This window comes from Sphingopyxis sp., assembly GCF_035686825.1.
GTDB lineage: Bacteria > Pseudomonadota > Alphaproteobacteria > Sphingomonadales > Sphingomonadaceae > Sphingopyxis.
This window is the reverse complement of the sequence record NZ_DASRYZ010000005.1, coordinates 431157-455474: the sequence shown is the minus strand read 5'-3', so window position 1 is coordinate 455474 and position 24318 is coordinate 431157. Positions and strand designations below refer to the sequence as shown.

23 protein-coding genes are annotated in these 24318 nt (G+C 65.7%); 17 read left to right on the top strand and 6 right to left on the bottom strand.

Annotated elements, in window-relative coordinates:
* The 4 genes from VFG17_RS13180 to VFG17_RS13165 all read right to left on the bottom strand — a co-directional run bounded on the left by VFG17_RS13180 (position 1) and on the right by VFG17_RS13165 (position 3413).
* A complete protein-coding gene (locus tag VFG17_RS13180) occupies positions 1–1263 on the bottom strand; it encodes an efflux RND transporter periplasmic adaptor subunit (protein ID WP_095388890.1) in 1263 nt (420 codons plus the stop codon).
* Positions 1260–2495, bottom strand: coding sequence for a TolC family protein (locus VFG17_RS13175; RefSeq protein ID WP_095388889.1), 1236 nt, complete (start codon positions 2493–2495; stop codon positions 1260–1262). The genes VFG17_RS13180 and VFG17_RS13175 overlap by 4 nt, the downstream gene beginning before the upstream one ends.
* Positions 2496–2560: 65 nt before the next feature.
* Positions 2561–2899 carry a hypothetical protein gene (locus VFG17_RS13170; RefSeq protein ID WP_058802268.1) on the bottom strand — a complete coding sequence of 113 codons (339 nt, stop codon included), beginning with the start codon at positions 2897–2899 and terminating at the stop codon, positions 2561–2563.
* A gap of 49 nt (positions 2900–2948) precedes the next feature.
* Positions 2949–3413 (bottom strand): DUF3703 domain-containing protein, encoded by a 465-nt coding sequence (locus tag VFG17_RS13165; protein ID WP_325029877.1) that lies wholly within the window; start codon positions 3411–3413, stop codon positions 2949–2951.
* 355 nt (positions 3414–3768) lie between these two features.
* On the opposite strand from VFG17_RS13165, the gene VFG17_RS13160 reads away from it, so the two are divergent.
* From VFG17_RS13160 to VFG17_RS13100, 13 genes are all read left to right on the top strand, one after another.
* Positions 3769–4131 carry a hypothetical protein gene (locus VFG17_RS13160; RefSeq protein WP_054731791.1) on the top strand — a complete coding sequence of 121 codons (363 nt, stop codon included), beginning with the start codon at positions 3769–3771 and terminating at the stop codon, positions 4129–4131.
* 65 nt (positions 4132–4196) lie between these two features.
* A complete protein-coding gene (locus tag VFG17_RS13155; protein ID WP_215352598.1) occupies positions 4197–5504 on the top strand; it encodes a TolC family protein in 1308 nt (435 codons plus the stop codon).
* 109 nt (positions 5505–5613) lie between these two features.
* Entirely contained in the window at positions 5614–6783 is a 1170-nt protein-coding gene (locus tag VFG17_RS13150) for an efflux RND transporter periplasmic adaptor subunit (protein WP_095388886.1), read from the top strand.
* A gap of 3 nt (positions 6784–6786) precedes the next feature.
* Positions 6787–10029: an efflux RND transporter permease subunit gene (locus tag VFG17_RS13145; protein WP_095388885.1), complete on the top strand. Its 3243-nt coding sequence runs from the start codon at positions 6787–6789 to the stop codon at positions 10027–10029.
* Between the two features lie 12 nt (positions 10030–10041).
* The gene (locus VFG17_RS13140; RefSeq protein WP_095388884.1) at positions 10042–10386 is read left to right on the top strand and encodes a DUF190 domain-containing protein; all 345 of its coding nucleotides are present in this window, start codon (positions 10042–10044) and stop codon (positions 10384–10386) included.
* 81 nt (positions 10387–10467) lie between these two features.
* Positions 10468–10938 (top strand): SRPBCC family protein, encoded by a 471-nt coding sequence (locus VFG17_RS13135; protein ID WP_095388883.1) that lies wholly within the window; start codon positions 10468–10470, stop codon positions 10936–10938.
* A 190-nt stretch (positions 10939–11128) separates the two neighbouring features.
* Complete coding sequence (locus VFG17_RS13130; protein WP_095388882.1) at positions 11129–13669, top strand: heavy metal translocating P-type ATPase; 2541 nt, start codon at positions 11129–11131, stop codon at positions 13667–13669.
* Between the two features lie 44 nt (positions 13670–13713).
* A complete protein-coding gene (locus tag VFG17_RS13125) occupies positions 13714–16893 on the top strand; it encodes an efflux RND transporter permease subunit (protein ID WP_095388881.1) in 3180 nt (1059 codons plus the stop codon).
* A 13-nt stretch (positions 16894–16906) separates the two neighbouring features.
* On the top strand, positions 16907–17392 hold the full coding sequence (locus VFG17_RS13120; RefSeq protein ID WP_095388880.1) for an SRPBCC family protein: 486 nt from the start codon (positions 16907–16909) through the stop codon (positions 17390–17392).
* Positions 17389–17823, top strand: a complete 435-nt coding sequence (locus tag VFG17_RS13115) for a disulfide bond formation protein B (protein WP_095388879.1) — start codon at positions 17389–17391, stop codon at positions 17821–17823. The genes VFG17_RS13120 and VFG17_RS13115 overlap by 4 nt, the downstream gene beginning before the upstream one ends.
* A complete protein-coding gene (locus tag VFG17_RS13110) occupies positions 17820–18464 on the top strand; it encodes a DsbA family protein (protein ID WP_095388878.1) in 645 nt (214 codons plus the stop codon). The genes VFG17_RS13115 and VFG17_RS13110 overlap by 4 nt, the downstream gene beginning before the upstream one ends.
* 190 nt (positions 18465–18654) lie before the next feature.
* On the top strand, positions 18655–18960 hold the full coding sequence (locus VFG17_RS13105; RefSeq protein WP_095388877.1) for a hypothetical protein: 306 nt from the start codon (positions 18655–18657) through the stop codon (positions 18958–18960).
* Positions 18961–19029: 69 nt separating this feature from the next.
* On the top strand, positions 19030–19443 hold the full coding sequence (locus VFG17_RS13100; RefSeq protein ID WP_217983793.1) for a hypothetical protein: 414 nt from the start codon (positions 19030–19032) through the stop codon (positions 19441–19443).
* A 26-nt stretch (positions 19444–19469) separates the two neighbouring features.
* Here VFG17_RS13100 and VFG17_RS13095 read toward each other — a convergent pair whose 3' ends face one another.
* Both VFG17_RS13095 and VFG17_RS13090 read right to left on the bottom strand, forming a co-directional pair.
* Positions 19470–20129 (bottom strand): class I SAM-dependent methyltransferase, encoded by a 660-nt coding sequence (locus tag VFG17_RS13095; RefSeq protein ID WP_095388875.1) that lies wholly within the window; start codon positions 20127–20129, stop codon positions 19470–19472.
* 46 nt (positions 20130–20175) lie between these two features.
* Positions 20176–20865, bottom strand: a complete 690-nt coding sequence (locus VFG17_RS13090; protein ID WP_095388874.1) for a helix-turn-helix transcriptional regulator — start codon at positions 20863–20865, stop codon at positions 20176–20178.
* A 180-nt stretch (positions 20866–21045) separates the two neighbouring features.
* Between VFG17_RS13090 and VFG17_RS13085 the strand changes: the two genes are divergently transcribed.
* The 4 genes from VFG17_RS13085 to VFG17_RS13070 are packed head-to-tail and all read left to right on the top strand — an operon-like array spanning position 21046 to position 24304.
* Complete coding sequence (locus VFG17_RS13085) at positions 21046–23163, top strand: ParB/RepB/Spo0J family partition protein (protein ID WP_095388873.1); 2118 nt, start codon at positions 21046–21048, stop codon at positions 23161–23163.
* Positions 23160–23318, top strand: coding sequence for a hypothetical protein (locus VFG17_RS13080; protein WP_176473654.1), 159 nt, complete (start codon positions 23160–23162; stop codon positions 23316–23318). The genes VFG17_RS13085 and VFG17_RS13080 overlap by 4 nt, the downstream gene beginning before the upstream one ends.
* Positions 23311–23802, top strand: coding sequence for a hypothetical protein (locus VFG17_RS13075; RefSeq protein ID WP_095388872.1), 492 nt, complete (start codon positions 23311–23313; stop codon positions 23800–23802). Before VFG17_RS13080 ends, VFG17_RS13075 begins: the two co-directional genes overlap by 8 nt.
* Positions 23795–24304 carry a hypothetical protein gene (locus VFG17_RS13070; RefSeq protein WP_095388871.1) on the top strand — a complete coding sequence of 170 codons (510 nt, stop codon included), beginning with the start codon at positions 23795–23797 and terminating at the stop codon, positions 24302–24304. The genes VFG17_RS13075 and VFG17_RS13070 overlap by 8 nt, the downstream gene beginning before the upstream one ends.
* The last annotated feature ends 14 nt before the right edge of the window (positions 24305–24318 follow it).

Genomic DNA, 24318 nt, shown 5'->3' with positions numbered 1-24318 from the left:
TCAATGGTCGTGGCCCGCGCCGGACTTTTCGATGTCGGCGCGAACGAGGAAACTGCCCTTGGTGACATAGGCGGTGCCGGGCTTGATGCCCGACAGGACCTCGGTCCATTTGGGCGACGAACGACCGAGCTTCAGCATCCGGACCTCATAATCCTGCCCGAAATTGGCATAGACCACCTTGAAGTCGCGGAAGGGCTGGATCGCCTCGGTGCGCACGGCGAGCGGCACAGTGACGGGGTTGACCATCACGCGGCCGCGCAAGGCCATGCCCGGGCGGAGCGTTCCCGAACGGTTGGGGATCGTCGCGCGGATGAGCGCGGTGCCCGCCTCGACATTGCCGTCGGGCAGGAACTGCCCGAGCGGCGCGGTCGCGATTTCGGCGCCGTCCTGCGTCTCCACCGTCACCCGCATACCCGGACGGATAATCGCGAGGTCGCGGGGGAAGATGTTGAAGACGACCGTGGTCTGCGCCGGGTCGGTGACCACATAGAGCGCGCGCCCGTCGGTGACGTCGCCGGGGTTGGCGTTGCGCTCGGCAACCACGCCGCCGACCGTCGCATATACCGGATAGACCTGGAGGCTCTCGCTCGACTCGATGCGCGCGAGAAGCTCTCCGCGCCGGACGCTGTCACCCACCGCCTTGGTCACCGAGACGACGCGGCCGGGGAATTGGCCGCGAATTTCGGAGCGGGCGGTCGGTGACAATTGGACGGTGCCGTAGAGTTCGCGCATTTCGCCCACCGTCGCCGGTCCGACGACCGCGGTTTCGATGCCCCCGGCCTTGGCGGCGTCAGCCGCGATCCGCGTGCGGCCTTCGGGGTTCGCATATTTCCAGACGTGCCGCTTGCCGCCCGTCACCGCAACGACCTCGACATCGAAGCTGTGCGGTTCGGTGACGACACCTTGCCCTGCGAGGAATTTGCCCTGCGGGCGGAAGGTGAAGCGATCGACGTCGCCGCCAAGCCGCGTGAGCGTGATGGCGAGCTGGACATCCTTGGGGTCGACCGGCTTGCCGTCCCGCGTCGCGAAGACGCGGAATTGCGGCTCGGTGCCATTCTCGAAGATCGTGACCTCGACCGCGAAATCGCCATTCTTGAGCAATTTGCCACCGTTCGGGCCTTTGGCATCTTCCTCGCCTTCGCCCTCGGCGTGGCTTTCGCCTTCTTCATGCTTGTCTTCGCCCTCGGCTCCGCCGCCGCAGGCAGCGAGAGGCACGGCAAGGAACAGCGCCGCAGCCGCGGCGGGAAATGGAAACTTCTTCATGGAATATTCTCCGCAAGGGGGGCCGCATCGAAGCGGCCGGTCAGGCGATCGATCTCCGCGAGCAAATCGCGGAAGCGCGTCATGGCCTCGGCCCACTGACCCTGGATCTGGATGATGACGTCGGCGGCATCCTGTACGTCGGCGAACAGGAACCCGCCGCGGGCATAGCCTTCGCGCACCTGGCCGAGCGTCTTCACCGCCTTGGGATAGACGTCGTTCATGATGCCCTCGGCCCGGACGCGTGCGGCGTCGGCGTCGGCGCGCAGCGACGCGAGGCGCCGCAGCCGCTCGAGCCGGCTCGCTTCGGATTGGAACTCGAGCTGCCGCCGTTCGGCCTGCGCCCGGGCGATATTGCCCTGGTTGCGGTCGAACCGTCCGAGCGGGATGGAGATGCCGCCGAGAACGGCGACATCGTTGGTCTCGCGAAGGAAGCGGGTGCCGCCCGAGACCGTATAGTCCTGGTGCGCGCGGCTTTGCTCGACGACGACCTGCGCGCGGGCCCGGTCGACGGCGGCGTCGAAGACCGCCGCGTCGGCTTCGGCAAGCGGCGGATCGCGCGGATCGGGTTTCTCGATCCCCTCGGCGATAACGAGGCTGTCAGGCGTGCCGCCCCAGAAGGAGGTGAGCAACGCGCGTGCGGATTGCCGCTTCGCCTGGGCTTCCTTCAGGGCCAGCTCGGCTTCGAGAATGCGGGCATCGGCGCGCGTCTCGACGAAGAGCGGATCCTTGTAGCCGCGCACGCGCCGGATCGCTTCGGTCCGCATCTCCTTTTCGAGTTTGACGCGATCCTCTGCGATCCAGACCATCTGCTCGGCGATCTGGACGTCGATATAGGCGCGCTGCACTTCCTGGGCGATGTCGAGCCGGACGAGCCGCCACTGCGCCTCGGCGAGTACGACGCCGCGCTCGGCAAGCGCCATCCGTGCCTCGCGCTTGCCCCCGCGTTCGAGCGGCTGCGAATAGGTGACGGTGAGTTCCGATTGCCGGAACAGGCCATAGCCGCCCGTTCCGACGCCATTTTCCATGTCGACCGACACGGTCGGATTGGGACGGACGCGGGCTTGCAGCTGGTCGGCGCGCGCGGCGTCGACCCCCGCTTCGCCGGCTCTAAGCTCGGGCGATGCAGCGATGGCCCGCTCGACCGCCTGGTTGAGCGTTAGCGGCTGGGCCCAAACGGACCCCGCCAGCAGCGCAGCCCCGGCCAACAGGGCGGCGCGCATATGGATATGCATGAATGATCACTCCTGAACGGTTCGACTGAGCGCAGGCCGAAAAGGAGCCGCGCGGCAGGCGTCGTTCAGGCGAGGGGAGGGTTCAGGGGAGGTGCGAGCGCGCGCGAAGCGAGGCGCGTCGCGGGCAGCGCAAAGTGCAGGCCGCCGGAAAAACAGGACAGATCGTCATGACCCGAAAGGGCCTGATCGGATGCGACCGGGCAATTATGGTGACTGCCGTGGAGGTCGGCGTCCTGCTGACCTTTTTGCGTGTCCTTGTCCGACGCATGGCCCGGCTCGACATGGTGCGAAAGATGCGAATCCGTCGCATGGTGCGTCATGCCCGCCATCGCCGGCGCAGCATTGTGGAGCCCGCTGAGCAGCAGGATGAACACAAGCAACAGGCGAAGGGGAGCGCCGGACATGGTCGCGCCCCTAACAGCGAATGCCCTGTTCCGGAAGTCCAAAACCGGATCAATCGGTTCGCGCAGCGCCGCTCTCCCTCGATCGGGCCGCTTCGATCAGCGCTTCCAGGGCGTTCGGCATTGGCATCGGCTCGAAGGCGCTCACCCGCGCGCGGCCATTGTTGCCCGCGGGGAGGCGACCGGTCAGCGAACCGAGCGGGACGAGCAGGAACCGCATCGCCTGACCGGCAGCTTCACGGGCATCGCCGAGCTCGATCGCATAGCGAAGCATGTGCCAGTGGGAGGCGAGATGCGCGCCCATATAGGGCTGGCTCAATATATGTTCCCATTCCAGCGCCTGCCACGCAGCGGCTTCATCTCCGATTCGGCGTGATTCGCAAAACAGGCGATATTGATCGCGCAGCAGCGGCTCGATGACGGCCATGCTCACGGGATTTACTGTCGGCGGCACCATGTCCATTCCCCCTTTTTGTGCAGGGCAGGCTTTTGCACCCTGTAGTAGATACAGGGTCAAGCCCTGATGTTCCGGCGGGACGCTGTGCCGCTCGGCTTCCGATTTACGCCCTCGTCTCACGGGAAGCATATCGCTCGAATGTCGTCCCGAACAAAGGAGGCGGCAGCCAATAGCGAAACGATAGAAATAACAGCAAAAGACAATCGTAGAATTATTGTGCTTAACGCGCGATTGTTCGGCGGATATCCTGTTTCTTTAGACGCTTCTGCAACTATAGAGGGGCAAGATGCACTGCTCCCTTACCTCCATGAGATAATATTACGGAGCCGGTTCGGGGGTTCGAAGAGTGCCGCCGAAGTTGATTGAAAATCTTCTACTTTTCACCGCGCCGTTTCGATGCTAGGGGCCGGTTTCAATGCGACGGGTGATCCTCTTCCTCCTGACCCTTCTCCTTGCATCCGGAACGGTTGCGGGGTCGCTCGCACATGCGACCGAGGATCGGGCCGAAGCGAGCCTTTTTGTCGCGGCGATCGAGGCCGGCTGCGTTTCCGCACCGGCGATCGAAAGCGCCGAAGTCGACAAGAAAAAATCCTCTCCCGGCGAAAAACAGCAGGTGCCAGCCGCCGCTCATGGTTGCCATGGTCACCATTCGGGCGTCCCGGCGGAAACGCTGTCGGCAGCGACCGAAACCCCTGCTCCTGAAGCGCACACGCGCATCCTGACGGCCGCCTTGCCGCCCGTCGCCTATATCGGGACGTTCCGCCCTCCAATCGCCTGACGCTTTAGGTCTGCGCGCGCCCTTCGCGTGCGCTTCTCCCTGGAAACGTCAGGAGTCTCTTTTTCATGAAATCCATAGTTGTCGCCGCGAGTCTCGTGGCGCTCGTTGCAGGCGCAAATTCCGCGCCCGCCGCTGCCCAGTCGGCAGCGACGGAGCTGGTGGGACCGCCTTCTTCCGCAGGCGAGGCCGTGCGTACCGGCCCGCTTCCCGCTCGATTGTCCCTCGCACAGGCGATGGAGGAAGCCGACGCCCGATCGCCGCGCGTGGTTGCCGCCGAAGCCGAAGTGGAGGCCGCGCGCGGTCGCCAGCGTCAGGCGGGCTATCGCTACAATCCGACGCTCAATGTCGATGTCGAGAATTTCGCAGGCACCGGCCCCTATTCGGGCCTGAACGGTCTCGAGACGACCGTTTCGGTAAACCAGCGCCTCGATATCGGGGGCCGGCGCCGGGCGCGCATGACGCTCGCCGACGCCGAGTTTCTGGCAGCGAAGTACAGGTTGGAGATTGCACGCGCAGATCTTGCGCTCGATGTCCGCAACCAGTTCGCGACCGCTCTTGCGGCGCGCGATAGCCTCGCGCTCGCACGCGAAAATGAAGCGCGTGCCCGTGAACTCGTTCGCGTGGCACAGGCCATGGTCGATACCGGCAACGAGCCGCCGCTCCGCGCGTTCCGCGCCAACGCGGCTCTCGTTCAGGCCACCGCCGAGCTGCGCACGGCCGAGGCCGAAGAAAGAACCGCCCGGCGTTCGCTCGCGGCGCTCCTCGGAAGCTCGGTCCCGCCTGCCGAGTTGATGGAAGGCGATATGTGGGTGGCACCGGAGACGGTGGACTCGCTTGCGACGCTCGACGTTCGCTTGGCAGAAACCGAGAAGCTGATTGCCGAAGCGCGGCTCCAGGGGCAGCGCGCCGATGGCCGGCTCGATCCGTCGGTCGGCTTCGGGGTGCGTCAGCTTCGCGACACCGGCGATCGCGCATTGATCGCCAACGTCTCCGTGCCGCTCCCCGTCTTCGATCGCAACCGCGGCAACATCTCGGCAGCCAAGTCCGATGTCGCCGCCGCCATTGCGCGGCGCGAGAATGCGGTGGTCAACGCTCAGGCGGAGATCGCCAATGCGCAGGCCGAACTCGAAGCCGCAGAGGCCCGCCTCGCGGCGCTTGAGGGCAGCGGCATCGAGCAGGCGCGCGAGGGCGTCCGGCTCGCCGAACTCAGCTACCGCGCCGGCAAGTCCTCGCTCGTCGAATATATCGACGCGCAGCAAGCCTATGCGGCAACGCAGGCCGAGCTGATCGCGGCGCGCCAGGCCCGGGCCGAAGCCCGCGCCATCCTCTCGCGCCAGGCAGCCGCCGACGGCGATGCGGATCATCAGCCATGAGCGCGCCGAGCCTTCCAGTGGACGGAGGCGCCTTCGCCATCGTCCTTCCAAGTCAACAGGGGTGCGCCGCCGGTCGGCGCGCGAACCGCATCAACAGCGGAGATAGAATATGATCACCAAGGACAAGCGTCTCCTCGGCACTGTCGCGGGCGCCATGATACTCGCCGCCGTCACGGGCTTCGGCGTTGCCCGCTGCACCGCCGACCCGGCCGCCGCACCGGCTGCCGACGGCGAAAAGGAAGCGGCGAGCGAAGCTCTTCCGAGCAGCCTCGCCATCACGCCCGAAGCGATCAAGGCCGCCGAGATCGGCGTCGAGACGATCGGCGCCGGCGGACTCGGTTCGGAAATCATCTCGCAAGCGACCGTTACCGCCGCGCCGAGCGGCGAGGCGATCGTCACCGCCCGCGCGGGCGGCGCGGTCACCCGTCTCTTCAAGCGGCTCGGCGATCCGGTCAGCGCCGGTGAGACGATCGCGATCGTGCAAAGCCGCGACGCCGCCCAGATTGCGGCCGAACGGATTGCCGCCGATGCGCGCTCGACGCTCGCGCAGAAAAATCTCCACCGCGAGAAGACCCTGTTCGACCAGAAGGTGTCGGCGCGCGTCGACTATGAGCAGGCGCAAGCCGAAGCCGCGGCCGCCGCGGCCGAAGCGCAGCGCGCGCGTGCCGCAGCGAGCGCCGCGCAGGTCACGCGCGATGGCAGCAGCGTCATCGTGGCAAGCCCGATCTCGGGACGGATCACGGCCGAGAACGCCAGCCTTGGCGCCTTCGTTCAGCCCGAAACCGAATTGTTCCGCGTTGCCGATCCCAGCAAGGTGCAGATCGAGGCGGCCGTCGGCCCGGCCGATGCACAGCGGCTCTCGCCCGGAGACCGTGCGATCATCGAACTTCCCGACGGACGCACGATCGATGCCCGCGTGCGGGCTGTGACCCCCGGCCTGTCCGGCGATACGCGCTCGGCAACCGCCGTGCTCGACGTACCCGGGGCGCTCCAGCCGGGCCTTGCGGTCCGGGTGCGGTTGCTCCCGAGCCGCGGCGCCGAAACCGGTGGGCCGGCCCGGATCGTGATCGCCGACGAAGCCCTCCAGACGCTCGAAGGCCGCGACGTGGTGTTCGTCCGCACGAAGGACGGCTTCCGGGCGCAGCAGGTCACCGTCGGCCAGCGCAGCGCGGGCCGTGTCGAAATCCTCTCCGGGCTGAAGCCGGGCCAGATCGTCGCGACCAAGAACGCTTTCCTGCTCAAGGCCGAACTCGGCAAGGGCGCGGGCGAGGAGGAATAAACCGTGATCGCGAAACTGATAGCGCTATCCGTCCGCGCGCGCTGGGCGGTGCTCTTCCTCTTCCTCGTGATCGCGGGCCTCGGCGTCTGGCAGCTCACCAAGCTGCCGATCGACGCGGTTCCCGACATCACCAACAAGCAGGTGCAAATCAACACGATCGACCCGCGCCTTTCGCCGGTCGAAATCGAGAAGCTCGTAACCTACCCGATCGAAATCTCGCTGGCAGGCATTCCGGGGCTCGAGACAACACGCTCGATCTCGCGCAACGGCTTCAGCCAGGTGACGGCGATTTTCACCGACGAGACCGATCTCTATTTCGCGCGCCAGCAGGTGGGTGAACGCCTGCTTCAGGCGGGCGAAAATCTGCCCGACGGCGTGCAGCCGCAAATCGGGCCGGTGACGACGGGTCTTGGCGAAGTCGTCATGTACACCGTCGGCTACAAGAACCCAGACGGCAAGGGCGCGAAGAAGGTCGCTGGTCAGCCCGGCTGGCAGCCGGATGGCAGCTATCTGACCCCCGAGGGCGATATCCTAACCGACGAAATCGCTAAATCGGGGTATCTGCGCACGGTCCAGGACTGGATCGTGAGCCCGCAGCTGAAGTCGGTTGGCGGCGTGGCTGGCGTCGACTCGATCGGCGGTTACGCCAAGACCTTCGTCGTCGAACCCGATCCGACCCGCCTCACCAGCTACGGCATTTCCTACAGTGAACTTGGCGAGGCGCTCGAACGGGCCAATCTCGCAGTCGGCGCCAACTATTATAACCGGGCGGGCGAAGCCTATCTCGTGCGTGTCGACGCGCGCGTGCGTTCGGTCGATGAAATCCGCAACGCCGTTGTCGCGACGCGCGGCGGGGTTCCCGTCACCGTCGGACAGCTCGCCAATGTGAAAATTGGCGGCGATCTTCGAACCGGTGCGGGCAGCATGAACGGCAAGGAGGCCGTGATCGGCACCGTGCTCATGCTGATCGGCCAGAACAGCCGCACCGTCGCCGAAGACGTCTCGGCGAAAATCGCGCAAGTGTCGAAGACCCTGCCGCCCGGCGTCGAAGTGAAGGTGGTGCTCGACCGTGCCAGCCTCGTCAATGCAACGGTCGGAACGGTCGAGAAGAACCTCACCGAAGGCGCGCTGCTCGTGGCGGCCGCGCTCTTCTTCCTGCTCGGCAACTGGCGCGCGGCGATCATCGCGGTGCTCGTCATCCCCTTCTCCTTCCTGATGATGGCGATGGGCATGAACGCGTTCCGGGTCCCCGGTAACCTGATGAGCCTCGGCGCGCTCGACTTCGGTCTGATCGTCGACGGCGCGGTGATCATCATCGAGAACTGCTTGGCCAGATTGGCGCACCGGCAGGAACATGAAGGGAGATTGCTCGACCTTCGCGAACGTCTCGAAGAGACGATGCGCGCCAGTCAGGAGATGATCAAACCGACTGTCTTCGGCCAGGCGATCATCCTGCTCGCCTTCGCACCGCTGCTGATGTTCACGGGCGTCGAGGGCAAGACCTTCTCGCCGATGGCCATCACCATCATGCTCGCGCTCGTCGCCGCCTTCATTCTCGCGATCACGCTTGTCCCGGCGCTCGTCGCGCTGATGATCCGCGGCAAGGTCGCGGAGAAGGAAGTCTGGGCAATCCGCAAGTCGAAGGAGCGTTATCTGCCGCTGCTCGACAAGGCGATCGCCAAGCCCTGGGCTTTCATCGCCGGTGGTTTCGCCTTCTTCCTCCTCGCCATCCCGGCGTTCGGACTGCTCGGCTCGGAATTCATTCCGCAGCTCGACGAAAAGAATATGGCCCTCGCTTCCACTCGCGTTCCGTCGGTGAGTCTCGAACAGTCTCTCGCCATGCAGCGAAACGTCGAGACGGCCATCTCGAAGCTGCCCGAAGTCGAGTTGATGTTCTCGAAGACGGGTACGGCGGAGGTAGCGACCGATCCGATGCCGCCGAACATCTCGGACGGCTTCGTGATCCTGAAGCCGCAGGATCAATGGCCGGCGGGCGTCGACTCCAAGGCCGATGTCGTCGAGCGGATCGAGAAGGCCGCTGGCGGCCAACTCGGCCAGCTCTATGAAGTAAGCCAGCCGATTGAACTTCGCTTCAACGAACTGATCGCGGGTGTCCGCGGCGACGTCGCCATCAAGCTTTACGGCGACGACCTTGACAAGATGTCGCTCGCCGCGAACGAGATGGTGAAGGTGCTCCAGGGCATCCCGGGTGCGGGCAGCGTCAAGGCTGACCAAGTCGGCGGCGCTCCCATGCTGGACGTGCAGCTCGATCGCAATGCGATCGCACGCTACGGCCTGTCGGTGCAGGAGGTGGCCGACACCGTGTCGGCCGCACTCGGTGGGCGGGAATCGGGTCTCCTTTACGAGGGCGATCGCCGGTTCGACATCACCGTGCGCGTGCCCGATGCGACCCGCGTCAATCTCGACGACATCCGCGCGCTGCCTGTTCTCCTTCCCTCGGAAGGCGGCATCCGCGGACAAGTGCCGCTCGCTCAGGTGGCGCAGATCCGGCTGACCGAAGGGCTCAACCAGATCAGCCGCGAAAATGGCAAGCGGCGCGTCGTCGTGCAGGTGAACCTCGAGGGCCGCGATGCCGGCTCCTTCGTGGCCGAAGCGCAGGCGAAGATCGCCAATGTGAAGCTTCCGGCTGGCTATTACCTCGAATGGGGTGGCCAGTTCGAAAGCTTGCAGGCGGCGTCGAAGCGGCTCTCGATCGTGGTGCCGCTCTGCTTCGCAGGCATCTTCATCCTGCTCTACATGGCACTCGGCACCTTCGGACGCGCGACCGCCGTGTTCCTCGCGGTGCCGCTTGGGCTCGCTGGCGGCGTGTTCACGCTCGCGCTTACGGGCATCAACTTCTCGGTCTCTGCGGCAGTGGGCTTCATCTGCCTTGCCGGCGTCGCGGTGCTCAACGGTCTCGTCGTCATGACGGCGATCCGAGAGCGGCTCGAGAATGACGTCCCGCTCGCGGAGGCCATCCGCGAGGGCATGACCGAGAAGATGCGCGCGGTGATCATGACCGGCTTCGTGCCCGCAATCGGCTTCGTGCCGATGGCGATTGCGACCGGCACGGGTGCCGAAGTGCAGAAGCCGCTCGCGACGACCGTCATCGGCGGCCTCATCGCGGCGACCATCCTGACGCTGCTTGTTCTCCCAGCGATCGCAAAGGTCGTTCTCGGGGCGGACTGGCAGCCGAAGTTCCTGAAGCGAAAAGCGGAGCCGGCGGCTCAGCCGGTCACGGAATAGGGAGAGACTGTCATGACAAAAGCATCCAAGCTCTTGCGCATCTACACCGACGAATCCGCCTTCTTCGGCGATCAGCGGGTTTTCGAGTTCATTGCCGAACTCGCTCGCCAGCAAAAGCTGGCAGGCGTTACGGTGCTCGAAGCGGTTCTCGGTTTCGGTCGCTCGGCGCATCTCCATCGCAAGCATGCGCTGGAGAATGACCGGGCGGTGGTGATCGAGATCATCGACGAGGAGCAGCGGCTCCGCGACTTTGCGGCGCAGCTGACCGAGATACCGGACATCGGGCTCATCACGCTCGAAGCGGTCGACATCCTCGGCGGGAAATCCGCCGCGGAGCCCCCCGATGTTCAGAGCTGACCGGCATCTTGCCGGTCTACACCGCGGCGCAGGTCCCCGGCCTGCGTCGCGGACCAGCTCGCGCGAGCGAGGAGGTCTCCGATGTTCTCGGTAGGCACCTCGCTCCGCTTGCCGGTCCCGATCGGGCGCGTCTGGCGTCTGCTCGTCGATATCGAGCGCTACGGCGACTGGCATCCGACGCTTCGCTTCACCGATCGCCCCGGAGATGAAGAACGCGTCGACTATGTCTACTCGCCGCGCGGACCGCGCGGGCCGGAACTGTCTGCCGAGGGCCGGATCACGGGGCTCGACTGGCTCTCTGGCTTCTCCTGGCGGACGGGTATGCGCGGCCTCCTCGTCATCGAGGAAAGCTACCGGCTCGAAAAGCTCGGGCAGGGTGTCGAGGTGACGCACCGGCTCGATTGCCGCGGTTTCTTCTCGTGGCTCGGCTATCCCTTCCTGCGCCGCGCCTGCTCGGTGTTCCTGCGCCGCTCGAACGCTGCGCTCGAAAAGCATTTCCGCCGCACGACGGTCCAGTCCCGCTACGCGCGGCCGAGCGGACGTCGCGCATGATATGGAATTCGAAACCTGGCCGTCGGAGGCCCCTCTCAATCGCCCCCCTCACCACGGGCAGGGATCTCCGGCTGTCAGGGAGGTGCGGGAGCCGGGTCGCATCCCGCAAAGGCTCCCGCACCTCATCCTGCCGGGCGTTTCGTGTAAGTCCGGATCGCAGTGCCGATCGCCAAGAGAAAAGGATGGCATCATGAGTGACCAGTTGCGGCTCGATATTCCGCTTCTCCTCCCTGAGGTCGCTGACACCGCCGACCGCTGCGTCGCGCGCCTGATGGGCGAACTCGAAGGACGCGAAGGCGTCGACAAGGTCCATGTGGTCCGCTCGAGCGACGGTTCGCTGCCGCAGCTCTGCATCCATTACCGTCCGGATATTCTCCCGCTCGAACGTGTGCGGCAGCTCGCGCGCAGCGCCGGTGCCGAGCTCACGGACCAATATCAACATCTCTTCTGGGACGACCTCGAAGGCGTCGGCCACGCCCGTCGCGCGCGGACGATCGGACTGAAGCTTCGCGAAATGCCGGGCGTGATCGAGGCCGAAGTCGGCGCCGCCGGTACGCTGCGCGCCGAGTTCCAGCGCTCGGAGACCTCCATCGAAACGATCAGAAAGACACTCTCGGATATGGGCGTCACACAGAAATCGGCTACCGTCGCCGCGGCTACCCCGGCACAGGCCCCCCATCAGCATGGTGATGATGGCCATGACCATGGACCGGATCATGCGCATGGGCCTGATCACAAACATGGCCATACGGGCGAGGACAGCCACGACCATGGCCATGATCATGGCGGCATTTTCGGCGAGCGGACCGAGTTGATCTTCGCGCTGCTGTGCGGTCTCGTCCTCGGCATCGGCTTTGCGATCGAGAAGCTCGCCGCGGCACCGGAGTGGGTGCCGCTCGCATTCTATATTGCCGCTTATGGCTTCGGCGGCTGGTTTACGGTCCGCGAGGCCATCGAGAATCTGAAGCTCAAGCGCTTCGAGATCGACACGCTGATGCTCGTCGCCGCGGCCGGCGCTGCCGCGCTCGGGGCGTGGGCCGAAGGCGCGCTGCTCCTCTTCCTCTTCAGCCTCGGCCATGCGCTCGAACATTATGCCATGGGCCGCGCCAAGCGCGCGATCGAGGCGCTTGCGGAGCTGGCGCCGCAGACCGCGACGGTGAAGGATGCCGACGGGACGGCTCGCGAAGTCCCCGTCGAGCAGCTGGCGATTGGCGACACCGTCATCGTCAAGCCCAACGAGCGTCTTGCCGCCGACGGCTTCGTCGTCGTTGGCCGCACGGCGATCGATCAGGCCCCGGTGACCGGCGAGAGCGTCCCCGTCGACAAGGAACCGGTAGCCGATCGCGCGCAGGCCGCGGCAAAGCCCGATGCACTCGACGCGAAGTTTCGCGTCTTCGCGGGCACCATCAATGGCTATGGCGCGATCGAGATCGCGGTAACCCGTCTTGCGGCCGATACCACGCTCGCCAAGGTCGTGAAGATGGTGAGCGAGGCGGAAACGCAGAAATCGCCAACCCAGCGCTTCACCGACAAATTCGAGCGCATCTTCGTGCCGAGCGTGCTCGCGCTCGTGTTCGTCCTGCTCTTCGCCTGGGTCGTTGTCGATGAGCCGTTCCGCGACAGCTTCTATCGCGCCATGGCGGTCCTCGTTGCGGCAAGCCCGTGCGCGCTCGCGATCGCGACGCCGAGCGCCGTCCTGTCGGGCGTTGCGCGGGCGGCGCGCGGCGGCGTGCTGGTCAAAGGCGGTGGCCCGCTTGAAAATCTCGGCTCGCTGACCGCGCTGGCGTTCGACAAGACGGGCACGCTCACCGAAGGAAAGCCGCGCATCACCGACGTCTTGCCGGCCAGCGGCGTGCCGAAGGAGGAACTGCTGCGCATCGCCGTGGCGGTCGAGCGACTGAGCGATCATCCGCTTGCCGCTGCCATCGCGCGCGATGGTGAGGCCATGCTGACGTCGACGCGCGTACCGGTAGCGGACGACCTCAACAGCCTGACGGGTCGCGGCGTCACGGCGAAGGTCGAGGGCGAGACCGTCCTGATCGGCAAGGCCGAAATGTTTGGTGCCGACGGCATCGCGCCGATCGGCGGCGAAGTGGCAGCTGCGATCGCCGGCCTCCGCGAGCAGGGCCGCACGACGATGGTCGTTCGAATGGGCGACCGCGACCTTGGCGCGATCGGTCTGATGGACACGCCGCGCGAAGCGGCGCGCACAGCGATCGCCAAACTGCGCGAACTCGGAATCGGCCGGATGATCATGATTTCGGGCGATCACCAGAAGGTCGCGGAATCGATTGCCGCCGAAGTCGGGATCGACGAGGCTTGGGGCGACCTTATGCCCGACCAGAAAGTCGACGCCATTCGCGACCTCAAGGCGCAGCAGCCGGTCGCAATGGTCGGTGACGGCGTGAACGATGCGCCGGCGATGGCGAGCGCCACCGTCGGGATCGCGATGGGCGCCGCGGGGTCCGATGTCGCCCTCGAAACCGCCGACGTCGCGCTGATGGCCGATGACCTCGCTCATCTCCCGTTCGCGATCGGGCTCAGCCGCCAGACGCGCCGCATCATCCGCCAGAATCTGGTGGTCAGCCTCGGCGTCGTCGTGGTCCTCGTGCCGGCGACGATCTTCGGGCTCGGAATCGGTGCGGCGGTCGCGGCGCACGAAGGCTCGACCCTCGTCGTCGTCGCCAATGCGCTTCGCCTGCTCGCCTATCGCGATCGCAGCATGGGCTGAGAGCGCACAGTCGCGGTGGGATCGAACCGGAAGGGGGAGAGAGGATGAACTTCAAGAATATCTCGGCCTGGTCCATCCGGAACCCGATCCCGCCGCTCGTCATGTTCTTCGGTCTGACGGTGGCGGGCATCGTCTCCTTCCTCATGATGGGGGTCCAGAGCGATCCCGACATCGATTTTCCGGGCGCCATCGTCATCATCGCCCAGCCGGGCGCCGCGCCGACCGAACTCGAAACCCAGGTCACGCAGCGCGTCGAGGCGGCGGTGCGGACGATCGAGGGGATCGACGAGCTCAATTCGACGGTTACCGAAGGCCAGTCGCAGACCTTCGTCCAGTTCGCGATCGGCACGCCGATCGACCGAGCGGTGACCGACATCCGCGACAAGATCACCCAGATCCGCAGCAACCTGCCGAACGGAATCCTCGAACCGCAGGTTATCCGCCTCTCGACCTCGGGCAACACGCTTGCCTATTGGTCGGCCTCGGCCACCGACATGACGCTCGAGGAATTGAGCTGGTATGTCGATAATGTCGTCGCGAAGCGGCTGATCGCGGTCCCCGGCATGGGCGACGCCTATCGACGGGGCGGGGTCAGCCGCGAAATCCGCGTCATCCTCAACCCCGAGCGAATGCGTGCCTATGGCCTCACCGCTGCCGCGGTGAACACCCAGCTCGTCCAGCTCAACGTCAATGCGGCCGGCGGCCGGATGGAGGTCGCGGGGTCCGAGCAGGCGGTGCGTATCCTCGGCAACGCCAGCAGCGCCAACGCGCTCGGCGAGACGCTGATCTCGGTCGGCACCAACCGGACCGTGCGCCTCGCCGATATCGCCGAGGTCAAGGATCTCTACGCCGAGCAGCGCTCGGTCTCGAAGCAGGACGGGCGGCAGGTGCTGACCTTCGGCTTCGAGCGCGCCAAGGGCGCCTCGGATGTCACCGTTTACGACGCGGCGGTCGAGGAGCTGCGCAAGCTCGAGAAGGAAAACCCCAAGGTCAAATTCACCGAGCTGTTCAGCGATATCGAATATACCAAGGGCCAATATCATTCGGCGATCAATGCGATGGTCGAGGGCGCGATTCTCGCGGTCGTCGTCGTCTTCCTTTTCTTGCGCGACTGGCGTGCGACGCTGATATCCGCGCTCGCTATCCCGCTGTCGGCGGTCCCGACCTTCCTGTTCATGGACCTCATGGGCTTCTCGCTCAACATGATGACCTTGCTCGCATTGAGCCTCGTTGCCGGCGTGCTGGTCGACGATGCGATCGTCGAGATCGAGAATATCGTGCGCCACATGCGGATGGGCAAATCGGCCTATCAGGCCTCGATCGATGCCGCCGACGAGATCGGCCTCGCGGTGCTCGCGACAACCATGACGATTGTCGCGGTGTTCCTGCCGGTCGGGCTCATGCCGGGCGTCGCCGGGCAATATTTCAAGAATTTCGGACTGACGGTCGTGGCCGCGGTGCTGATGAGCCTCGCGGTCGCGCGCATGATCACACCCATGCTCGCCGCCTACTTTCTCTCCGCGCAGGGTCCGCAAAAGCATGGCGAGGGCCCGCTGATCGACACCTATATGCGCATCTTGCGCTGGAGCCTCGATACCAGCGGGGCCGCTGCCGCGCGTGCGCGCGGCGGGCGCTGGAAATGGCTCGGTTACATCAAGGACCATCGCGTCTGGGTGGTCGGCATCGGGGTGCTGGCGCTCTTCGCGACCATTTTCAGCTTCTCGCTCCTCCCGATGACCTTCCAGCCGTCGATCGATTCCGACACGAGCCGCGTCGCCATCCAGCTCGCCCCGGGTGCAACGCTCGAACAGACCGAGGCGGTGGCCGACGAGGTGACCGATCTCATGAAGCGCGACCCGCTCGTCGAATCCGCCCTGTCGCGGATCGATGTCGGCACGGCGACGGTCTATCTGAAATTGCGCAAGGATCGCGAGCTCACCTCGACCGAGTTCGAAAAGGACCGCGCGCCACGGCTCGCGCAGGTTCCCGATGCCCGCATCAACTTCCAGTCACAGCATGGCGGCGGCGGCGGGAGCAGCCGCGACATCTCGATCACGCTCGGCAGCGACGACCCGAAGAAGCTCGAAGATGTCGGCAACCGGCTGCTTGCCGAAATGGCCAAGGTGAAAGAGATCCGCTCGCCGCGTGTCGAGGGCAATCTTCAGCGCCCGGAGATCGTCATTCGCCCGCGCTTCGCGCTCGCGGCGCAGCTCGGCGTCACCACCCAGGCTCTCAGCCAGTCGATCCGCGTCGCGACGCTTGGCGAGATCGACCAGAATAGCGCGAAATTCTCGCTGTCCGACCGGCAGATACCGGTGCGCGTCGCGCTTGCGGAAACCGCGCGCGAGCGGCTCGATACGCTGCGCAACATGCCGGTTCCGACCCGGAACGGGGGAACGGTGCCGCTCTCGGTCGTGGCCGAAATCGGCTTCGGCGCCGGCCCGACCCAGATCAATCGCACCAACCAGGTGCGCCAGCTCACCATCGGGGCCGACCTTGCTCCGGGTCTCGTGACCGGTCAGGCGATGGATAAGGTCGAGGCGCTGCCGGCGCTCAAGACGCTGCCCCCCGGGGTCACGCGGCTGGTCCTCGGAAGTGCCAAGTGGCAGGCCGAGATGCTGCGCAACTTCGCGATCGCGGTCGTATCGGGGATCTTCCTCGTGCTGGCGGTCCTGATCCTGCTCTATCGCAAGATCATCCCGCCCTTCGTCAACATGGGCTCGCTTCTGCTCGCCCCGCTCGGCGGTGCGGTCGCGTTGCTGCTGACCGGCTATCCGCTCTCGCTTCCCGTGTTCATCGGCGTGCTGATGCTGCTCGGCATCGTCGGCAAGAACAGCATCCTGCTCGTCGACTTCGCGATCGAGGAAATGGCGTCCGGGGTGCCGCGCGACGAGGCGATCGTCGACGCCGGACACAAGCGCGCGCAGCCGATCCTGATGACCACGGTCGCGATGGTCGCGGGCATGATCCCGACCGCGCTGTCGCTCACCGGAGACGGCGCATGGCGCGCGCCGATGGCGGTCACGGTGATCGGCGGGCTCATCCTGTCGACGATGCTGACGCTGCTGATCGTGCCGGCGTCCTTCAGCCTCGCGGCGGGCTTCGAACGCCGGATGGCCCCGCGCCTGCGCCGCTGGTTCACGACGGGCGGCGCGCACGCCGACCCATCGCCTGCGGGCGTCACCGTCATCGGCGCGGGGCAAAGCCCGGCGGCCGATCGATAGAGGAGTGAAGTTGATGGAGTTCGAGCTGGAGCATGACCTCCCCTATAGTCCGGAACAGATATGGGCGGTCCTCGGCGATTTCGAGAATCACCGGATCTGGAACCCCTATGTCCGGATCGAGCGGCTTGCCGAGGACCCGATCGCGATCCGCTATGCGATGCGTATGGATCCGCACAAACCCAAATTTCTCGAAGTCTCCGCGACGGTGATCTCCGCGCGCCCCGGCGAGGAGCTGATATTCGACGTCAAGCCGAGCTTCATCCTCCAGTTCGAGGAGAGTTATATCCTGACCCCGACGGCAAGCGGGACGAAGTTCGTTCACCGCTATCGTTGCCGCGGGCCCTTTGCCTGGCTCCGGCTTCCCGGCATCAAGACCAGCTTCCAGCGAATGATCGCGTCGATCGACGGCATCCTGCTCAGCTACCTCAAGTCCAAATACAGCAAGCCGCAACCGCCGCCGCGACGGCCCAAGTCCAAGTTCAAAGGTGGCCGGCGATGACGAGCTTTCCGCTGCTCGCGCCGCACAAATGGCGTCCGCTCGGCGCGGCCTGGGCCATCGCCCTCCTGTCGAGCCTCGCCGTCCTCTTCGTCGGCGAGGTCATGGGCCAGGCGCCGTGCGACCTTTGCTGGTTCCAGCGCGCCTTCATGTTCCCGCTCGCGATCATTCTCGGCATCGCGGCGTTCAGGTCGGACCGCGCCGTCGTTCCTTATGGACTGGCGCTGGCCTTCGGCGGCGGTCTCGTCGCGCTCTATCATAGCCTGCTCTACGTCGGCGTCATTCCGGCCCCGATCGTCCCCTGCACCGGCGGTCCCTCATGCTCGGGAGAGAGCATGGCCATCGGAGGCGCGCCGCTGCCCCTCCTGTCGCTGGCCGCATTCGCGCTCATCCTGACCCTCTTGCTCAACTTCCAAAGGAGACTGAAATCATGAACAGACGTATCGGAGTCGTGGCCACGCTTGTCCTCTCGGCACTCGCCTTCACCGGCGGCGCTATGCTCTACAGCGGAACCGCCGAGGGCGAACCCACGAAGAAGGTAGTGGCGGGGCCCGTCGACAGCCTCATTCGCCCGCACTCGCCGATCATCGGCCCCAAGAATGCGCCGGTCACGATCGTCGAATTCTTCGACCCGTCGTGCGAGGCCTGCCGCGCCTTCTATCCGACGGTGAAGGGCATCGTCGCCAAATATCCCAAGGATGTGCGTCTCGTGATGCGCTACCTGCCACTGCACCCCGGTTCGGCCGAGGCGATCGTGATCCTCGAAGCCGCGCGCGTCCAGGGCAAGCTCGAGCCGGTGACGGCGGCGCTGCTCGAGGCGCAGCCCGACTGGCACGACGGCAAGATGGACGGCGCCTGGGCCGCGGCCGAGAAGGCCGGCCTCAATGTCGCGAAGGCGCGCGCGATGCCGACCGCCGATGCGATGGCGTGGATGGAGCAGGACATTGCCGATGCGCGTGCGGTCGGCGTCAAGGGCACCCCGACCTTCTTCGTCAATGGCGAGATGCTCGTCCAGCCCAGCCCCGAACAGGTCGAGGCCCGAGTCCAGGCCGCGGTAGCGGCCAAGGGCAAATAAGGGCCCGCACCCGTCCCGCTTCGTCCACGCGGGACGGGTGCCTAGCATCCGTCGCGATGCTGTCTCACCCGCCATCGGCCTGTCGCATGGAGACGCCGGGTCACCGTCGAATCGAGTGTGAAAGAGCCAATATTCACAGCGCATTCAACGATGAAAGGGACTTTGAACGCCACGAAAAGGAGAGACTGACATGCGAAAACTGATGACGATCGCGGCCGCGATGCTCGCCTTCGCGCTCCCCGGAACGGCGCTTGCCCAGCACCATGGCGATCGCGGCGGATATAGCCGCGGCCATGATGCGCCGCGGGGCCACGACCGCGACTATCGTTCCAACCGGCACGGCATGCCCCATTATGGCAATGACCGCGGCTATCGCGGTTACGACCCCTATTATCAGGGATATGACCGCCGCTACGAACGCCGCGACCGCTACGAGCGGCGCTATCAGAAGCGCCGGATGCACCACCATCATCGCGGTCGCCACTGGCGCGGGTGAGCGGGCGGGGACCGTTGGCGCCGGGGTCGCGCTCGTCTAGGATGAGCCGCTTCTATGGGGGGATAGATGATGCGGCACCAATCCGAGACATGGCTTGCCTGGTTTTCGCTTTTCGCGATGACGGTCCATTTCACCCTCGAAACCTGGTATCATATGGTCTGGGGGCAGACGCTTCAGGCGTTGCTCGTCGACTATATCAGCGTGGCGCTGATGATTTTCGGGGCCGTGACATCGCTCCGCATCAGGCCGCGTAGTGCGGCCGGCCTGCTGGCCGCCGCCTGGACCTACAATCTCGGCTTCGGGTGGCGGAGCGCCTTTGGCAGACTGGAGGGGCTGGAGCGCGGCGCATCGCCGGTCAACGGCGAGGCGTCGTTCGTCCTCCCGATCGTCGCGGTCTCCCTCATGATCGTGGCGATCGTGATGGTCTGGGCGCTCTTTCTCGCCTGGAGGCAGGCGGTGAGCCCTTCACCGGCGAACGGCTGACGGCGGGCGCGGCACCCGGCTGATCGCTATCGCCGCGCGCGGTAGATCGAAATCGAGCCGGTCGGCGTGGGAATGATCCTTACCTCTTCGACCGCCTCGAAGCCCGCGTCCGTGAGGATTTCCGGGACGCAGCCCTTGGCGTTGGGCTCGGTATATTCGAACCCGTCGAGCAGCTGAATCTGGCGAAACAGCATGCGCATCAGGAGCGAGCGCTGCTCGCCATAGTCGGCGATGAAGAGGGTGCCGCCGGGCTTCAGGAGCCTGAACATCTGCGCGGCGATCGCTTGCTTGACGTCCATCGGACACTGGTGGAGGACGAGGCTTGAGACGATCTTGTCGCAGTGCTGGAGCGCGTCGATGGCGTCGAGTTCATCGCCCATCGCCTCGAACCATCGGATATCAGCGCTCGCTGCATCGGCCTTGGCGCGCGCGATCTCGAGGACCGCCGGGTCGGGATCGACCGCAAGCAGGTTACTCGCCGGCGCTGCGGCCTTGAGCGCGATGGCGAGCGTGCCGGTCCCGCAGCCGATGTCGACGATCCGCTCACCTGGCTTCGGATCGACAAATCGGACGAGGTCGCTGCGCCAGCGCTTTTCGCGGGTCATCAGGGCGATCGCGGCATCATAGCGATCGAGCGATCCGCTCTTCCCGAGCGCCGGCACGAAGTCTCTGTTTGTTTCGGTCATGCCCCTTCCTAGCAGGGCTGGGAGGCGACCGGCTTGAACGCAGCGGCTACGCCGTGAAATAGAGGTCGCTTGCTCGGATGCCGAACATAGCCTTGATCGTGCGGGCAAGGTGGGCACTGTCGCTGAACCCGGCAGCGTGGGCGGCCTCCGTAACATTGCGGCCCGCATGAAGGGCCTCGAAGGCCACGAGCAGCCGGCGCCACAAGACATAGCGCTGGAACGGCATTCCGACTTCGGCGGTAAAGAGGTGTCGGAAGCGGCCGAGTGACAGGCCGCTCTCCTGGGCCGCATCGGCGAGGCGGACGGATCCCGTCGCGAGCGCCCGATCGATCGTCTTCGCCGCCGCTACGATCCGCCTGTCGAGTGCCCCGCGGGGTTCTCGCGCCAGCCAGGTGGGCCAAAATCTGCCTGACCCGTCTCCGACGACATGGACTGGCCCTGCATGGCGCAGCCTTGTTTCGAGGTCATTCGGGGGACCGAAGCGGACGGTCGGCTCGATATACCAGAGCTCCACATCGTGCGCCGGATGCAGGCAGTGGACCGCGTCGGGCTCAATGAGCAGGCATCGGCTCGCGGATTGCCGGCCCGCGCCATCGGTCACAATGATGGGTTCATTGGCGATAACCGCTTGGGCGGCGAAGTGCCGGTGCGGAACAGCGTCGCCGACCGAACCCGACCAGCGGGCAATATAGTCGGCGACCTGAAGTCGGCCTTTCCAGTCGGGCGTGACAGTCATGGGCGTTCGATAGCATTGCCGAAGCGGAAGTCCGACCCTCTTCCCCGCGCTTCGGGGACCGCTTCACGCGCTTCCGGAAGCGGCTGGGCGAGCCCAGCCGAGAGGGAGAGGGGCCAGGTGCCGGGCGGCGAGTCAAGGGCCGAGAGAGTGTCTCGCGGCGACCCGCCACGGAGAAAAGCCATGGCTTCCAAGCAAAAGATCATACTCAGCCAGCCTCAGGCCATCCCCCTCGATCGGCTGCGCCTCTCGAAGGCGAATGTCCGGCGGGTGAAACCCGACGCGTCGGTTGCCCAACTGGCCGACAGCATCGCGCGGCGGGGGTTGCTGCACAATCTGAACGTGCGGCCGATCCTCGACAGCGAGGGCAATGTCACGGGCGACTATGAAGTCCCCGCTGGCGGGCGACGCATACGCGCGCTCGAACTGCTGGTGAAGCAGAAGCGGCTCGCCAAGGACGCGCCGATTCCGTGCAATGTGCGCCCCGCGAACGACGACATCCTCGCTGAAGAGGACAGTCTCGCGGAGAATGCGGAGCGCGTGAACCTGCATCCGCTCGATCAGTTTCGCGGCATGCAGTCGCTCGCGGAAAAGGGAAATGCCGTCGAGGACATCGCTGCGCATTTCTTCGTCACGCCCGCGGTGGTCAGGCAGCGCCTCAAGCTGGCGGGTGTCTCGCCGAAGCTTCTCGACATCTATGCCGAAGACGGCATGTCGCTCGAAGTCCTGATGGCCTTCACGGTTTCGGACGACGAGGAGCGGCAAATCCAGGTCTGGGAGATGGTGGCGAACGCCTATCAGCCGTCCCCCTCCTTCATTCGCCAGAAGCTGACCGAGAACAGCGTGCGCGCCGCTGACAAGCGCGTCCGCTTTGTCGGGATGGAGGCCTATGTCGAGGCCGGCGGCAGCGTCGTGCGCGACCTGTTCGAGGCCGATCGCGGCGGCTGGCTGACCGATCCCGCCTTGATCGACAGGCTGGTCGCAGCGAAGCTCGAGGCCGAGGGGCTGCGGATCGGCGCGGAAGGCTGGAAGTGGATCGAGGTCGCCGAGGAGCATCCCTGGAACCCGGGGCGCGGCCTCCGCACGATCGCTGGCGATGAAGTGCCGATGAGCGACGAGGAGGCGAAGCGTGCGGCCGAACTCGAGGCCGAAGGCGAAGCGCTCAGCGCCGAATGGAGCGATGTCGAGGATGTCCCCGACGAGGTGCATGCTCGCCTCGAAGCGATCGATGCCGAGATCAGCCGGATCAACGAGCGGCCGATCAATTTCGATCCCGCCGATGTCGCGATCGCCGGCGCCTTCGTGTCCATCGACAACGACGGGACGCTGCGGGTCGAACGCGGCTTCGTGAAACCGGAAGACGAAGCGCCGCCTGCGGAACAGGACGGCGGGACCGGCGGCGGCGAAGGGGCGGAGGCAGCCCCGAGCGCTGACGGCGCCGCTGGGCCGGGCGGCGGCGATGCTGCCCGCGAAGCCGAGGAAGACGAGAGTGGGCTGAAGCCGCTCTCCGAGCGCCTCGTCTCCGATCTCACCGCCTGGCGCACGCTCGCCTTGCAGGATGCGTTCGCGCAAAGCCCGGCGACTGCTTATATCGCGGTGCTGCACGCCTTCGTGCTGTCCTGCTTTTATGGCTACAGCCGGGAAAGCTGTCTTCAGACGTCGATCAATTCGGTCGGATTTTCCAATGCCCCGGCAGGTCTGCGCGACTGTGCGCCGGGTCAGGCGATCGCAGCGCGGATCGACGAATGGCGGGGCCGCCTGCCGAAGACCGACAAGGAGGTCTGGGACTGGCTGCTCGAGCTCGGTGACGACGATCGGGCGAACCTCCTGGCGCATTGCGCGTCGCTCGGCGTCAATGCGCAGGCCGAGATCGTGAAGGGCTACGACGGCCGCGTGTCGGCCCACGGCATCGCGCGCCGGCTTGCGCACAGCCACATCCTCGCACGGGCGGTTGGCCTCGATGTCGTCGAGGCGGGGTGGCGCCCGACCGCCGACGGCTATCTGAACAGCGTCCCGAAGCCGCGGATACTCGCCGACGTCACAGAGGCGCGGGGCGAGAATTTCGCGGGGATGATCGATCATCTGAAAAAGGGCGACATGGCCCGCGAAGCCGAACGCCTGCTCGAAGACGCCGGGTGGCTTCCCGAGCCTATGCGCACGCCCGAACTCGAAAGCGCGGAGCAGCCGGACGCCGGCTCGGTCGGTCCGGCAAATGACGATGCAGATGGCGAGCTTCCCGCCTTTCTCGCCGGGGAAGGAGGTGACGATGTCGGCGATCCCGACGCGATCGCCGCCGAATGATCTTCCGCCGCGCATGGCGGCGACCTGAACTTCACCTCGAAAGCCCGGTCATCGCGCCGGGCTTTCGCTTTTTACGGAGAATGAAAATGCGAAACGACTTTCTTGGCGGTGCGTCGGCGATGCTGGCGCTGGCGGCGGGAGGCAATCATGGCTGACCGCGTTTCTGTATCGTTCACGCTCGGCGGCACCTTGTCGCCCGACGCCTGGCTTGAACTTGCGGCGGTGATCGCGGCCGAAGGCCTGTCGATCGAATGGGATGGACCTTCGTTCGAACCTTCGCACCGCAGGCCGGGCGACGCGCTCGAACTGTTCGCGAATGAAGTCGCGTGGGGGAAGGTCGAACCCCTCGAGACCTTCTGTCAGGAGCATGGTCTGCCTTATCGCTTCTGGGCCGGCGGCTTCTTCGCGGAGTGGAGCGCCGAGCGGATCGTCTACCGCGGCGGCGGGACGCCCGACAGCTTCATTGCCGACGAATCCGACCGGGTGCTGATCGATCGGCACGAGATCGTCCGCCGCGGCAACATCGGGGCGATCCTTGGTTACTTCGACGAGGCCGAATTCACGGTGCCGCCCTTGGCCGTTGCGGGCGATCCTGACCTTGCCATCAGGGTTGGCGAGCAGGAGGCGGCGCATGGCTGATTATCATTCGCCGACGATCGTGCGCCCGGACATCCCGCGCGGCGCGATGACCCTGCTCGAGCACCGGCTACTGATCGGGATGTTCAGCCATGAGGGAGGAGAGGACGCGGTCTATTTCTTCGCGGAGGACTATGTGAACGACCTGCTTCACCTCGACCTTCCCGAGGTGCATCGCCTTCTCGAGGCCGATCCCTTCCCGGAGAGTTACGCTGCGAAGGTGATCCGCGAAGAACTCGCCAAACTCGACCCGGCAGAGGGAGAGCTCGCGCTCGACATGTCGGTGATCGGCTATGAGGAGATCTTTCGGGACATCGTGAAGCGCTGCGATGCGATCGACGATATCGAAGTCGTGGCCGCCTGGACCTGCACCAAGATGCGGCCTGACGGGTTCGGCGGGATGGCGACGCTGATCACCGCGGACGCGATCGAGACGATGTCGACCGGCTCGTTCCTCGACGAGGCGCGGCACCGCCTGCAGTCGGCCGGGCAGGCCGAAGCCTGACCGCTCGAACCGCT

Bases quoted from the DNA above. Each gene is read 5' to 3' on its own strand.
- VFG17_RS13180 (WP_095388890.1), bottom strand. From the start codon at position 1,263: ATGAAGAAGTTTCCATTTCCCGCCGCGGCTGCGGCGCTGTTCCTTGCC.
- VFG17_RS13175 (WP_095388889.1), bottom strand. From the start codon at position 2,495: ATGCATATCCATATGCGCGCCGCCCTGTTGGCCGGGGCTGCGCTGCTG.
- VFG17_RS13170 (WP_058802268.1), bottom strand. From the start codon at position 2,899: ATGTCCGGCGCTCCCCTTCGCCTGTTGCTTGTGTTCATCCTGCTGCTC.
- VFG17_RS13160 (WP_054731791.1), top strand. From the start codon at position 3,769: ATGCGACGGGTGATCCTCTTCCTCCTGACCCTTCTCCTTGCATCCGGA.
- VFG17_RS13155 (WP_215352598.1), top strand. From the start codon at position 4,197: ATGAAATCCATAGTTGTCGCCGCGAGTCTCGTGGCGCTCGTTGCAGGC.
- VFG17_RS13150 (WP_095388886.1), top strand. From the start codon at position 5,614: ATGATCACCAAGGACAAGCGTCTCCTCGGCACTGTCGCGGGCGCCATG.
- VFG17_RS13140 (WP_095388884.1), top strand. From the start codon at position 10,042: ATGACAAAAGCATCCAAGCTCTTGCGCATCTACACCGACGAATCCGCC.
- VFG17_RS13135 (WP_095388883.1), top strand. From the start codon at position 10,468: ATGTTCTCGGTAGGCACCTCGCTCCGCTTGCCGGTCCCGATCGGGCGC.
- VFG17_RS13130 (WP_095388882.1), top strand. From the start codon at position 11,129: ATGAGTGACCAGTTGCGGCTCGATATTCCGCTTCTCCTCCCTGAGGTC.
- VFG17_RS13125 (WP_095388881.1), top strand. From the start codon at position 13,714: ATGAACTTCAAGAATATCTCGGCCTGGTCCATCCGGAACCCGATCCCG.
- VFG17_RS13120 (WP_095388880.1), top strand. From the start codon at position 16,907: ATGGAGTTCGAGCTGGAGCATGACCTCCCCTATAGTCCGGAACAGATA.
- VFG17_RS13115 (WP_095388879.1), top strand. From the start codon at position 17,389: ATGACGAGCTTTCCGCTGCTCGCGCCGCACAAATGGCGTCCGCTCGGC.
- VFG17_RS13110 (WP_095388878.1), top strand. From the start codon at position 17,820: ATGAACAGACGTATCGGAGTCGTGGCCACGCTTGTCCTCTCGGCACTC.
- VFG17_RS13105 (WP_095388877.1), top strand. From the start codon at position 18,655: ATGCGAAAACTGATGACGATCGCGGCCGCGATGCTCGCCTTCGCGCTC.
- VFG17_RS13100 (WP_217983793.1), top strand. From the start codon at position 19,030: ATGCGGCACCAATCCGAGACATGGCTTGCCTGGTTTTCGCTTTTCGCG.
- VFG17_RS13095 (WP_095388875.1), bottom strand. From the start codon at position 20,129: ATGACCGAAACAAACAGAGACTTCGTGCCGGCGCTCGGGAAGAGCGGA.
- VFG17_RS13090 (WP_095388874.1), bottom strand. From the start codon at position 20,865: ATGACTGTCACGCCCGACTGGAAAGGCCGACTTCAGGTCGCCGACTAT.
- VFG17_RS13085 (WP_095388873.1), top strand. From the start codon at position 21,046: ATGGCTTCCAAGCAAAAGATCATACTCAGCCAGCCTCAGGCCATCCCC.
- VFG17_RS13080 (WP_176473654.1), top strand. From the start codon at position 23,160: ATGATCTTCCGCCGCGCATGGCGGCGACCTGAACTTCACCTCGAAAGC.
- VFG17_RS13075 (WP_095388872.1), top strand. From the start codon at position 23,311: ATGGCTGACCGCGTTTCTGTATCGTTCACGCTCGGCGGCACCTTGTCG.
- VFG17_RS13070 (WP_095388871.1), top strand. From the start codon at position 23,795: ATGGCTGATTATCATTCGCCGACGATCGTGCGCCCGGACATCCCGCGC.